At 70.1% G+C, this 12620-nt stretch carries 10 protein-coding genes and 1 rRNA gene; 6 read left to right on the top strand and 5 right to left on the bottom strand.

Going from position 1 to position 12620, the window contains the following annotated elements; all coding sequences use genetic code 11:
• Nucleotides 1-95 (top strand): 5S ribosomal RNA (gene rrf, locus ACWCPY_RS10725); the annotation flags it as partial.
• A 113-nt stretch (nt 96-208) separates the two neighbouring features.
• Here the strand turns inward: rrf and ACWCPY_RS10720 are convergent.
• The 5 genes from ACWCPY_RS10720 to ACWCPY_RS10700 are packed head-to-tail and all read right to left on the bottom strand — an operon-like array spanning nt 209 to nt 5632.
• A complete protein-coding gene (locus ACWCPY_RS10720) occupies nt 209-1519 on the bottom strand; it encodes a DUF58 domain-containing protein (RefSeq protein WP_451263957.1) in 1311 nt (436 codons plus the stop codon).
• Nucleotides 1520-1529: 10 nt separating this feature from the next.
• Nucleotides 1530-2531, bottom strand: a complete 1002-nt coding sequence (locus tag ACWCPY_RS10715) for an AAA family ATPase (protein ID WP_451263956.1) — start codon at nt 2529-2531, stop codon at nt 1530-1532.
• On the bottom strand, nt 2528-3739 hold the full coding sequence (locus ACWCPY_RS10710; protein ID WP_451263955.1) for a DUF4350 domain-containing protein: 1212 nt from the start codon (nt 3737-3739) through the stop codon (nt 2528-2530). Before ACWCPY_RS10710 ends, ACWCPY_RS10715 begins: the two co-directional genes overlap by 4 nt.
• Nucleotides 3736-4425: a DUF4129 domain-containing protein gene (locus ACWCPY_RS10705; protein ID WP_451263954.1), complete on the bottom strand. Its 690-nt coding sequence runs from the start codon at nt 4423-4425 to the stop codon at nt 3736-3738. Before ACWCPY_RS10705 ends, ACWCPY_RS10710 begins: the two co-directional genes overlap by 4 nt.
• 4 nt (nt 4426-4429) lie before the next feature.
• Nucleotides 4430-5632, bottom strand: coding sequence for a glycerophosphoryl diester phosphodiesterase membrane domain-containing protein (locus tag ACWCPY_RS10700; RefSeq protein WP_451263953.1), 1203 nt, complete (start codon nt 5630-5632; stop codon nt 4430-4432).
• Between the two features lie 140 nt (nt 5633-5772).
• Between ACWCPY_RS10700 and mtnA the strand changes: the two genes are divergently transcribed.
• The 5 genes from mtnA (at nt 5773) to ACWCPY_RS10675 (ending at nt 12339) form a co-directional block, all read left to right on the top strand.
• Nucleotides 5773-6921 carry an S-methyl-5-thioribose-1-phosphate isomerase gene (gene mtnA, locus ACWCPY_RS10695; RefSeq protein WP_451263952.1) on the top strand — a complete coding sequence of 383 codons (1149 nt, stop codon included), beginning with the start codon at nt 5773-5775 and terminating at the stop codon, nt 6919-6921.
• A 4-nt stretch (nt 6922-6925) separates the two neighbouring features.
• On the top strand, nt 6926-7615 hold the full coding sequence (gene mtrA, locus ACWCPY_RS10690; RefSeq protein ID WP_187438793.1) for a two-component system response regulator MtrA: 690 nt from the start codon (nt 6926-6928) through the stop codon (nt 7613-7615).
• A gap of 1 nt (nt 7616) precedes the next feature.
• Entirely contained in the window at nt 7617-9641 is a 2025-nt protein-coding gene (gene mtrB / locus ACWCPY_RS10685) for an MtrAB system histidine kinase MtrB (protein WP_451263951.1), read from the top strand.
• Entirely contained in the window at nt 9631-11496 is a 1866-nt protein-coding gene (locus tag ACWCPY_RS10680) for an LpqB family beta-propeller domain-containing protein (protein ID WP_451263950.1), read from the top strand. Before mtrB ends, ACWCPY_RS10680 begins: the two co-directional genes overlap by 11 nt.
• A gap of 117 nt (nt 11497-11613) precedes the next feature.
• Nucleotides 11614-12339, top strand: coding sequence for a ComF family protein (locus ACWCPY_RS10675; RefSeq protein WP_451263949.1), 726 nt, complete (start codon nt 11614-11616; stop codon nt 12337-12339).
• Nucleotides 12340-12620 lie beyond the last annotated feature (281 nt).

The raw sequence follows: 12620 nt of genomic DNA, 5'->3' as shown, positions 1-12620 counted from the left end.
AAACGCCCGGTTACATTCCGAACCCGGAAGCTAAGCCTTTCAGCGCCGATGGTACTGCAGGGGGGACCCTGTGGGAGAGTAGGACGCCGCCGAACTCCTTTTACGGGAAAGCCCCGTGCCCTTGTGGCACGGGGCTTTTCTGCGTTCCTGAGGAGATGGCAAGCCCCTTCTCCAGGGAAGGCTCGGTACTTCGTGGCGGTGGGTTGTGTCAGAGCCGGCCTGCGCCCTTGAGAGCGAGGTAGGCATCGGCGAGGGCAGGAGCGAGGTTGTCCGGAGTGGCGTCGACAACCACCGCGCCGTGTCGCTGGAGTTGCTCGGCAGTGCGGAGCCGCCTTGCCTGGGCCTGTTCCCCCGCGGCAGCCTCGTAGATCGCGTCCACTGTGCCTCTCGCACTCGCCATCTGCGCGACGTGCGGATCCGCCACCGAAGCCACCAGCACGGTATGGCGCTGGGTCAGACGGCGGAGTACAGGGAGTAGACCTTCTTCGACCGGGGCTGCATCCAGGCCCGTGAGCAGCACGACCAGGGAGCGACGGGGCGCACCGGCGAGCACGGCGGCGGAGAGACCTCGGGCATCCGTCTCCACGAGTGCCGGCTCGATGGGCGCCAGGGCGTTCACCATGGCCGACAGGACCTCTCCTGCGGACCGGCCCTGGACCTGCGCGCGGATGCGACGGTCGTAGGCGAGTAGATCCACGCGGTCGCCCGCACGAGTGGCAAGGGCTGTGAGCAGCAGGGCCGCGTCCAGAGAGGCATCGAGACGGGGCACGTCACCGACACGCCCCGCCGAGGTACGGCCGGTGTCCAGGACGACGAGGATGTGACGGTCCCGCTCGGGACGCCACGTACGCACTGCGACGGCCGACTGACGTGCGGTGGCTCGCCAGTCGATGGAGCGGGTGTCATCACCGGGCACGTACGCACGCAGGCTGTCGAATTCCGTGCCTTCGCCACGGGTGAGGACACTGGTGCGGCCGTCGAGCTCGCGGAGTCTGGCGAGGCGGGACGGCAGGTGCTTCCGGCTGGAGAAGGGTGGCAGGACCCGAACCGTCCACGGGACCTCGTGATTCCCCTGCCGGGCAGCAAGACCAAGAGGGCCGAACGAGCGGACGGTGACGCGTTCGGCCCGGCGGTCGCCCCGCCGTGTTGGTCTCAGGAAGGTGGTCAGCCGACGGCGTTCGCCCGCCGGGACCGAAAGCGTGTGGCGTGAGGAAGCCTGGTCCGTGCCGGTGGGCCAGCTGCTGGGCGGCCAGGCGTCGCGAAGGTGTGCCCGCAGCCTGCGGCGGGAAGGATTGCTTACGGTGAGTTGCACTTCGGCCGTTTCACCAAGTCGAACGCTTGTATCGCCAGATCGAGTGAACTGAAGCGTTCGCACTGGTGCTGCCAGGGCGTAGTCGCACAGAATTGCCAAAGAGAGCGGTGCGTTGACTGCCAGCATCCCGGTCCAGCTGGGAGCCAGGATGCCTACAGGGAGTGACCCCAGGGCGGCCAGCAAGGCGGTACGTCCAGTGAGGGCCACGGTTACCGCCTCATCGGGGTACGGGGACGTGGGCGAGGACGGCTGTGATGACGGAGTCGGGGGTGACACCCTCCATCTCCGCCTCGGGCCGCAACTGGATGCGATGACGAAGTGTGGGGAGCGCCAGGGCTTTGACGTCATCCGGAATGACGTAGTCACGGCCGGTGAGCCAGGCCCAGGCGCGTGCGGTCGACAGCAGGGCGGTGGCGCCTCGGGGAGAGACGCCGAGGGAGAGCGAGGGGGATTCACGCGTGGCACGGCAGATATCGACGACATAGCCGGCGATCTCGGGAGAGACCTTGGTCCGGGCGACTGCGTTGCGGGCGGCCTCCAGATCGGACGGGCCTGCGACGGGGCGTATGCCGGCCGACTTGAGGTCACGCGGATTGAAGCCCTCGGAATGACGGGTGAGAACGTTGATCTCCTCTTCCCGTGAGGGCAGGGGCACCGTCAGTTTGAGGAGAAACCGGTCCAGTTGGGCCTCGGGGAGAGGGTAGGTGCCCTCGTACTCGACGGGATTCTGTGTGGCGGCGACGAGGAAGGGGTCGGGCAGCTGCCGGGGGGTTCCATCGACGGTGACCTGGCGCTCTTCCATGGCCTCCAGGAGGGAGGACTGTGTCTTGGGAGGGGTGCGGTTGACCTCGTCGGCGAGAAGCAGGTTGGTGAAGACGGGACCGGGCTGGAACGAGAACTCGGCCGTTCGGGCGTCGTAGACCAGTGAGCCGGTGACATCGCTGGGCATCAGGTCGGGGGTGAACTGGACGCGCTTGGTGTCGAGTTCGAGCGATGCGGCGAGTGCCCGGACCAAGAGGGTCTTGGCTACTCCGGGGACGCCTTCGAGGAGGACGTGGCCGCGGCAGAGCAGAGCGACGACGAGTCCGGTGACGGCAGGGTCCTGACCGACCACCGCCTTGGCGATCTCTGAGCGCAGCGCTTCCAGAGACGCGCGGGCTGTGTCGCCGTTCCCGAGGGGCGCGGTGGTCTCGGCGGACACGGGGGGCGGGGCGCTCATGACGTGCGTACCTCTCTTTCGAGGGTGTCGAGTTGGTCTGCCAGTTGGACGAGAGCGGCATCGTCGGACGGGGCTGGTCCGAAGAGCAATGTCTGGAGGCTGTCGTCAGTGTTGTTCAGGCGGGTGCAAACGGCAGGGACGAGTGTTGAGGGGGAATGGGCGTCCTGTGGGGAGACGCCGATGAGCGGGGCGATGCGGGTGCGGGTGGCGGAGCGCAGTGAGTCGGCGGCCCGGTCGCGGGCGTTCGCCTTGTAGTAGAGGCGGGCACGGCCCTCGGTGGATTCAGAAGCGCGGATGGCGACGGGCAGCCGTTCGGTCACCAGGGGGCCGAGACGGCGGGCGCGCCAGATGGCGGCGAGCAGGGCGGCCAGCGCGAGTTGCAGCGTGCCCCACAACCAGCCCCGGGGGATCAAGTCGGCGAAGCTGCGGTCGTCGGAGGTGCCGTCGCCACCGGTGCCCCCGTCCTCGGCGGCGGCCGATGAATCAGCGAGTGAGGGGAGGTACCAGATCAGATGAGGACGGGAACCGAGAAGCTGCAGGGCCAGGGACGCGTTGCCCTGGTTGGCGAGTCTGTCGTTGTGGAGAAGGTCGGGGGAACCGAGGAGCACGGTCTCGCCCGCGCCCTGTTCGACCAGGAGCACGGTGGGAAGGCCGCCGCTCGGGAAGCAGCCGACGCTGTCGAGTCCGGACGAGGCGTAGCGGAAGCCTCCCGTTTCGACGTCGCCGGCGCTGCGGGCGGCGGGCAGGGAGCACTCGGGGGTGCGGGGGGCTACCGGTCCGGCGGACTCTGCCGTGACACCTGGGACCAGTGTGTGCACGGAGGTCGGGCCCGGTGCGAGCAGGACGGTGCGGCCGGCCGCGCTGTCGGTCGCGGCACGGAGTTCGCTCTGCCGGCGCGGTGCCAGCAGATTGGGGGAGGTGACGAGCAACGTGGTGTCGGGGCCGAGCTCGGCGGTGGCGTCGTCCAGCGTGGTGACCACGTCAACGGAGACGCCGCGTTCCTTGAGGAGCTCGGCGACGGCTCGGCTGCCGTAGCGGTCGGCGGAGCGAGGGTCGAGGCGGCCGTGCTGGTCGCCGGAGCGGACGGTCGCCAGCGCGATTCCGGCGACGACGAGTACCAGGAGGGCGAGGAGCAGACCGCGGACGCGGACCCAGATCTGGTGAGGGGTGAGGGCCTCGGAGGTGGGGGCGGCGGTGACCTCGGTCATTCGGCTGCTCCCCGGGCCGCGGTTGTCAGGAGAGGCTTGGCGGTTTCGAGATCGAGGTCCAGAGCTCGTACGGCCAGATACGCCTGCTGGTCGGCGGAGCGGCCGCCGTATGTGACGTCGTCGAATTCTCTGGCGGCGGCGTGGAGTCGTGTTGCGTGCGCGGGCAGTGGACGGCCTGCTTCTGCGGCGGCCTCGTCGGCGGTGCGCCCGGGGCGGGGGTCGAGCAGGGCGCGCTCCTCCAAGGAGCGGACGATGGCACGCATTCGTTCCTGGACCGCCTCGTTCCAGCATTGGGCGGCGGCGTGCGCCTCGGCTGCCTTACGGTGTTCGGCCGCGCTGCGGGGACTGTCGTCGAAGAGCGCGTCCGCGGAACGCACGGTGCGGCGTGGAGTGCCCAGTCGCCACCAGAGCGCGGCAACCAGGCCGATGGCGAGCAGTACAAGCACGATCAGGCCGATCGGTCCACCCGGTGCGGCGCCGGAGGCCGTGTCCAGGAGGCCGCCGATCCAGTCCCAGAGCCGGTCGAGGCCCCTCTGGAGAAGGTTGGGATCGTTCTCGTGGTACATCGGTTTGGACAGTTCGTGCTCCGCTGCCTCGCGGGCGGGGACACGTGGAGTGTCCACGGGTATGTCGCCGCTCGCGCGGATCAGTAGCCGTACTGCTGTGGTGCCCCCCGCCCCCGACACGGCATCAGCTCCTGGTGTCGTATCCCGGCAGGCCTGCTGCCCGGGCGAGTTCGAGGTCGAGTGCCTCACGGCGGATGCGCTGGTCGATGTAGAGCAGTGCCATCACGCCGGCGGAGAGCGGGTACGTGATCGTCGCGACGATCACCTCGCCGATGCCGGAGACGATCAGGAAGGGCCAGCCGAAGTCCGCGGAGCCGTTCGTGAGGGCGGAGCCGATTCCCTCGCCGTCCACGGCCATCCCGATGACACCGAACGGGATGGCGATGATCAGGGCCACGATGAAGGTCAGCAGCCCGGTCAGCGCCAGGACACCGAAGGTCCGCCACCAGGCGCCCTGGACGAGCTTCGCGGAACGGCGCATGGAGGTCGTGATCGACTGCCGCTCCAGCATCAGGGCCGGCGAAGCGAGGCAGAAGCGGACCATCAGCCAGATGACGACGACGAACGCGGCCATGAACCCGACGAGGACGAGTCCGGCACCCGCGGCGGAGCCGATGAGCATGCCCGGCAGCAGGCCCACTGCCATGATGGCGGCGCTGATCAGGGCCAGCAGCAGGGTCAGCCCCAGCAGCTGGGGAAGCCGGGGCCGTGCCTCGGCCCAGGCTTCGGAAAGCGTCACGGTCCGGCCCAGCACCGAGCGGCTGATCACCACGGTCAGCACAGACGTCGTGATCAGCGTGGCGATCATGGTGATGAGCATGGACGGCACGCTGTTGAACACGGTCGACTGGGCCGAGTCGGCGGCCTGCCGCAGCGCTTCCGTGCCGGTGGCGTTCGGATCGATCCGCGCAGGTTCCGGCAGCAGGAAGCGTTCCACGAGGATGATCGCTACCTGGGCGATCACGGACACGGTGAGTGTGATGCCGAGGACCGTGCGCCAGTGGGCGCGCATCGTGGAGACCGCGCCGTCGAGGATCTCACCGACGCCGAGAGGCCGGAGCGGGATGACACCGGGCTTGGCCGCAAGAGGCGGCTGTCCCCAGCCGGGCCCCTGAGGCCCGCCACCCCAGCCCGCGGTGGGGGGTGGGGCGCCAGGACCTGTGCCGGGAGCGCTCGGTGGGGACCACTGCCCTGCGGGCGGCTGCGTGGGAGACCAGTTCCCTGCCGGGCCGCTGCCGTCGACGGGCTCGGAGGGCCGGGGAACGTCGGCGCCCTGGCCCTCGGAGGGGGCAGATCCGGGCGAGGCCCAGCCCGGAGTGTCGTTCATTCTCGCTCCTTCATGGTCCTGTCCGCTCATCGGCGCGGCAGGTTGGCAGCCATCGTGCCACGCGTTGCTCCGCTATGGGCCGGGCGCTCCATCTCCTTCGTACCTTCATTTGTGGGCGGCTCACCGGGCAGACTGGGCAGATGGCTGATCAGGACGCGCAACCGCCGGTGGGCATCGAGTCTCCACCGCTTCCCGTGCTTCGCTGGGTCGAGCCTCCGGAAGGTCCCGCGCTGGTGCTCCTCGACCAGACGCGGCTGCCGGCGGAGGAGGCCGAGTTCGTGTGCACCGATGTGTCCGCCCTGGTGCGGGCGATCCGGACGCTCGCGGTCCGAGGCGCCCCGTTGCTGGGAATCGCGGGTGCCTATGGCGTGGCGCTCGCCGCCGTGCGGGGCAACGACGTGGCGGAGGCCGCGGAGCTGCTGGAGCGGGCGCGGCCCACCGCGGTGAATCTCGGTTACGGGGTGAGGCGGGCCGTCGGGGCGTATCGGGAGGCCGTCGGGAAGGGGGCGGACCAGGAGCGGGCCGCGGCGGTGGCGCTGGCCGAGGCCAGGGCGCTGCACCGGGAGGATGCCGAGGCCAGTGGGCGCATGGCGCGGTACGGCCTTGCCCTGTTGGACGAGCTGCTGCCCGATGGTGGTGGGCATCGCCTGCTGACGCACTGCAATACCGGGGCGCTCGTCTCCGGTGGTGAGGGCACCGCCTTCGCGGTGGCGCTCGGGGCGCACCGGGAGGGGCGGCTGCGGCGGTTGTGGGTGGACGAGACGCGTCCGCTGCTCCAAGGAGCCCGGCTGACGGCGTACGAGGCGGCGCGCAAGGGAATGCCGTACAGCCTGCTCACGGACAACGCCGCGGGGTCGCTGTTCGCCGCGGGGGAGGTGGACGCCGTGCTCATCGGTGCGGACCGCATCGCTGCCGACGGGTCGGTGGCGAACAAGGTGGGGAGCTATCCGCTGGCGGTGCTCGCGAAGTACCACCACGTACCGTTCATCGTGGTCGCGCCGACCACGACCGTGGATCTGGACACCGCGGACGGGGCATCGATCGTCGTCGAGCAGCGGCCGGGCGCTGAAGTGACGGAGCTCACATCGCTGCGGGCCGGGGCGGTGGGTGCGGGTGCCGGCGGACTGCTGGTGGCACCGGTGGGCACCGCCGCGTACAACCCCGCGTTCGACGTCACGCCGCCGGAGCTGGTCACGGCGATCGTCACGGAAGAGGGCACGATTTCCCCGGTCACGGGGGTCGGGCTGGCAGAGCTGTGTGCCAGATCATCGCAGGTAACGATTAGCTAATGGGATGATGTCGATTATGAAGGGACGCGTCCTTGTCGTCGACGACGACACCGCACTGGCCGAGATGCTCGGGATTGTGCTGCGTGGTGAAGGGTTCGAGCCGTCGTTCGTAGCGGACGGCGACAAGGCACTTGCCGCATTTCGTGAGGCCAAGCCGGACCTGGTCCTGCTGGATCTCATGCTGCCCGGTAGGGACGGCATCGAGGTCTGCAGGCTGATCAGGGCTGAGTCGGGTGTGCCGATCGTCATGCTCACTGCCAAGAGCGACACGGTTGACGTGGTGGTGGGCCTGGAGTCCGGGGCCGACGACTACATCGTCAAGCCGTTCAAACCTAAGGAGTTGGTCGCCCGGATCAGGGCACGTCTGCGGAGGTCCGAGGAACCGGCGCCTGAGCAGCTGGCCATCGGAGACCTGGTCATCGATGTAGCCGGTCACTCGGTGAAGCGGGAGGGGCAGTCGATCGCCCTCACCCCGCTGGAGTTCGACCTGCTGGTCGCGCTCGCCCGTAAGCCGTGGCAGGTCTTCACCCGTGAAGTGCTGCTCGAACAGGTGTGGGGATACCGTCACGCCGCCGACACCCGGCTGGTGAATGTGCATGTCCAGCGACTGCGCTCCAAGGTCGAGAAGGACCCGGAGCGGCCGGAGATCGTGGTGACCGTCCGAGGGGTCGGTTACAAGGCCGGACCGAGCTGACATGCCCCCGAGTAGCGCTGCTCCGCAGCCCGGGGAGCCGGGAGCCCGTGCGGAGCGGGCTGCCGGTCCGGCACACAGGGCGTCCCGGATCGGGCGCTTCCTGCAGGGCGGCCGGTTGTTCCACGACCGGGCGCCCGGCGGACCTGTGCCGCGACTGCTGATGCGTTGGGTGCGGCGTCCGCTGCTGCCCGCCGTACGGCTCTGGCGGCGCAACCTCCAGCTGCGGGTTGTCGCGGGCACGCTGCTCATGTCGCTCGGTGTGGTGCTGCTCCTCGGGCTGGTCGTGATCGGGCAGGTGCGCAACGGCCTGCTCGATGCCAAGGGCAAGGCCGCCCAGACACAGGCGGCCGGCGGTTTCGCCGCTGCGCAGGAGAAGGCGAACGCCCCGCTCACCCCAGGTGGTCAGGGCGGCGACACGACGGACGGCACCACCGCCAACAACTCCTGGCGGACCGAGCTCGTCGACCAGCTCGCCAGCGGCGGGAAGAACGCCTTCAACGTGGTGGCGCTCAGCGCCGACGAGGGAACGCGTGCCCCGCGCGGCTCGGGCAGCGTGGAGGCGGTGAGTATCCCGCAACGCCTGCGGGACGCCGTGAACAAGGGGCCCGGGGCGTTCCAGACGTACTCCGAGATCCAGTACGCGAACGGGCAGGCCCCGCAGCCCGGACTCGTCGTGGGCAAGCGGCTCTACGACATTGACCACAATCCGTACCAGCTCTACTACCTCTTCCCGCTGACGCAGGAGGAGAAGTCGCTGACGCTGATCAAGGGCACGCTGGCGACCGCGGGGCTCTTCGTGGTCGTGCTGCTCGGGGCCATCGCCTGGTTCGTGGTGCGGCAGGTCGTCACGCCCGTACGCATGGCGGCCGGCATCGCCGAGCGGCTCTCCGCGGGCCGGCTCCAGGAGCGGATGAAGGTCACCGGCGAGGACGACATCGCCCGGCTCGGTGAGGCCTTCAACAAGATGGCGCAGAACCTGCAGCTGAAGATCCAGCAGTTGGAGGAGCTCTCCCGGATGCAGCGGCGCTTCGTCTCCGACGTCTCCCACGAGCTGAGGACGCCGCTGACGACCGTACGGATGGCCGCCGACGTCATCCACGAGGCCCGTAGCGACTTCGACCCCGTGACGGCGCGCTCGGCGGAGCTGCTGGGGGACCAGCTCGACCGGTTCGAGTCGCTGCTCTCCGATCTGCTGGAGATCAGCCGGTTCGACGCGGGCGCCGCGGCGCTGGAGGCGGAGCCGATAGATCTGCGGCAGGTCGTACGACGGGTGATCGGCGGGGCCGAGCCGCTGGCCGAGCGCAAGGGCACCCGGATCCGGGTGGTCGGCGACGAGCAGCCGGTGATCGCGGAGGCCGACGCGCGGCGTGTCGAGCGCGTCCTGCGCAACCTCGTGGTCAACGCCGTCGAGCACGGTGAGGGCCGGGACGTCGTGGTGCGGATGGGGGTGGCCGGAGGTGCGGTCGCCGTGGCCGTCCGGGACTACGGAGTGGGGCTCAAGCCGGGCGAGGCGACGCGGGTGTTCAACCGTTTCTGGCGGGCGGACCCGGCTCGTGCGCGGACGACCGGCGGTACGGGGCTCGGGCTCTCCATCGCGGTGGAGGACGCCCGGCTGCACGGCGGGTGGCTGCAGGCATGGGGCGAGCCCGGTGGCGGTTCGCAGTTCCGGCTGACTCTGCCGCGTACGGCGGACGAGCCGCTGCGCGGATCGCCGATACCGCTGGAACCCGAGGACTCCCGTCGCAACCGGGAGAGCCGGGAGCGGGCCCCGGCCGTGCCGAAGACCGGGAGCGAGCACCGGCTGGCGGCTGTGCCGGCTCAACCCGGCGGCAGTGACCGGCCCGCACTGCCCGCGACGTCCCGTGCTTCCGTGGCACCGCGGACGGCGCCGGCCTCGGTGCATCCGGCGGCCCTTCCGGGGAGCGGCGCACGGGTGGTCGCGCGCCCCGCCGAGGACCGGCCGGGCGGCGAATTCGACACCGGGGCGCAGAACCCGGAGCGGGGGGACACGAATCGTGGGCACTGACCGTCGCAGGGACGGCCGTGGGCGGGTGCCGGGGCTGTTCGCACTGCTCGGATGCGGCATGGTGCTGCTGTCCGCGTGCGGCTCGATGCCCGTCACCGGGGACGTCAAGGCCGTCGACGCCTCGCAGCCCGGCGATTCCCAGGTGCAGGTGTACGCCGTCGCGCCGCGCGACAACGCCACGCCCGACGAGGTGGTCGACGGCTTCCTGGAGTCCATGACCAGTGATGACCCGCGCTTCAGGACGACCCGTCAGTACCTGACGAAGAAGGCGGCCGAGACGTGGAAGCCGAACGCGTTCACCACCGTGCTCACCAAGGCGCCGAACAGGAACGACCGCCCTCTGCGCGACAGCGACCGCAACATCACCGAGGTCACCTACACCCTGACCGGTGAGAAGGTGGCGACGGTCGACGCCCAGAGCGCCTATCAGCCGCTCGCGCCCACCGACTACAACCAGACCCTGCATCTGGTGAAGGAGAACGGACCGGACGGCAAGGAGTGGCGGATCGACCTGGTGCCGGACGGTCTTCTGCTCGGGCAGTCCGACTTCAAGCGCCTCTACCGCTCCGTCAACAAGTACTACTTCGCGGCGGGTCGGTCCGAGGTGCAGTCGACCCTGGTCGCCGACCCCGTCTATCTCCGCAGCCGGACGGACCCCGTCACGGGGATGGACACCGTGACGCAGTCCGTGCGCAGCCTCCTTGCGGGGCCGACCAGTTGGCTGCGGCCGGTGGTCGCGTCCCGGTTCCCTCCCGGTACGGCGCTGAAGAAGGGGGTCACTTCGCTGGCGCCCGACGACCGCAACGTACTGAAGGTCCCGCTCGACAAGAAGGCGGACGGCGTCGGGCAGCGTTCCTGCCGCATGATGGCCTCGCAGATCCTCTACACCCTCAGGGATCTGACATCCGCACGGGTCGAGCAGGTCGAGCTGCAGCGCTCCGACGGTTCCCCGTTGTGCCTGCTCGGGGCGGACCAGGCGGAGGAGTTCGCGCCTGACGGTTCGTCGAGCGGTCCGGACAGCCAGTACTTCATCGATGACAAGGGGCATGTGGAACGCATTCCCGGCAGCACCAAGGGCAGTGGAGCCCCGGAGGCGGTGACCGGTCCGTTCGGTGACGGGCCGGTGCGGATGGGGACGGTCGGTGTGGCCAGGGACGAGCAGTCGGCGGCGGCGGTCTCGCGCGACGGGGTGTCTCTCTACGTCTCGTCCATCGTCTCGGACGGCGAGCTCCCCATGGCCTCGGTGACCAGCGGGGCCCACGATGCGAAGAACCGTCTGTCGACGCCGAGCTGGGACGGCCGGGGGGACCTGTGGGTGGCCGACCGGGATCCCGACAACACCAGACTGCTGCGACTGGCCGGTGGTACCGGCAAGCCGCAGGAGGTCGCCGTGCCCGACCTGGGCGGCGGTCGGATCGAGGCGCTGCGCATGTCCGCGGACGGAGTGCGGATAGCCCTGCTGGTGGACCAGGACAACCGCACCACGCTGAAGATCGGCCGGATCGAGCGGCGCGGGCCGGCGTCGGAGCAGCAGGTGTCCGTGGTGGAGCTGCGTCAGGCGGCGCCGCAGCTGGCGGATGTGACGGCTATGTCGTGGTCGGGCCGCAGTCGCCTCGTGGTGGTCGGCAAGGAGCAGGGCGGCGTCCAGCAGGTGCGCTATGTGCAGGCGGACGGTTCGACGTCCGCGTCGGGCGTGCTGCCGGGCGTGAACCAGGTGTCGTCGGTCGCGGCGGCGGACGACGAGCAGCTTCCGCTGATGGCGGCCACGTCCAGCGACGGGATCGTGAAGCTGTCGCCCGGAGACAACTGGCAGACGGTGGTCAAGGGGGGCTCGTCGCTGGTCTACCCGGGCTGAGGCGCCGCCAGGACCGTTCCGCGCTTTCCGTAAGGCCCGTTCCGCGCTTTCCACAGGGTTGGCCTGCCGTTTTCCACAGGGGTGGCCCGCTCGCGCCGGGAAGAGCACAGTGGAGTGATGCGGGGGTGGTGGCGGGAGATCTCCGGCCTGGTGCTGCCGGTGTCCTGCGGCGGCTGCGGCAGGCCGCGCGTGCAGCTGTGCGAGGAATGCCGTGCGGAGCTCCACGGTGGGGCGGTGCTCCGGGTGCGGCCCCACCCGGAGCCCGTGGGCCTGCCGGTGGTGTACGCGGCCGCCGCGTACGAGAACGCGGTACGCGCCGCGCTGCTGGCCCATAAGGAGCGGGGTGAGCTGGGGCTGGCCGGGGCGCTCGGCAAGGCACTGGCAGGGGCCGTGCGGGCCGGGACGGGGCATGCGGGTGGCGCAGGGCCGCTGCTGCTCGTGCCTGTGCCGTCGGCGCGGCGGGCGGTGGCGGCACGGGGCCATGATCCGACGCGCCGGATTGCGCTGGCCGCGGCGGGGGAGCTGAGGCGCGGCGGCATCCGGGCCCAGGTGGTAGCGGTGCTCCGGCAGCGGCGCGCGGTGGCCGACCAGGCGGGGCTGGGCGCCCGTCAGAGGCAGGCGAATCTGGCGGGGGCGCTGGAGGTCGTGACCGGGGGCGAGCGGCTGCTCGCGGCCGGACAGGTGGTGCTGGTGGACGACCTTCTGACGACGGGGGCCTCGCTCGCCGAGGCGGCCCGGGCGGTGGGGGCGGCATGCGGACACGCGCGCGTTCCCGGCGGCGGGCAGGCGGCCGTTGTCGCAGTATCTCCCTCGGCCTTCGAAATAAACCGGAACTGTCAGTGAACTTGCATCGTTGCAGGTAATGAGTGACGAAAACAGCCCGAACGGAGGTACGCGCGAGTAGCGGGTGCCGACATCCGGCCAGGCAGGCTATGTTCGGTGGTGAGGAATGGTGAATGCCAGACCTCGATGAATGCACCGCCAGGTTTCGGGCAGGCGACACACCAGTGGTCCAGAGGCTGGAAATTCGGTGGGGTGGAGACCTCACCGATGGGGGAGGAGGAGGTGGAAGTCACCGAGTCCGCGGCTCCGGTTGTCACCGGGGCCTGGTGCAAAAGGGAGAT

This window comes from Streptomyces sp. NPDC002403, from assembly GCF_053593015.1.
This window is presented reverse-complemented; position numbering and strand designations above follow the sequence as displayed.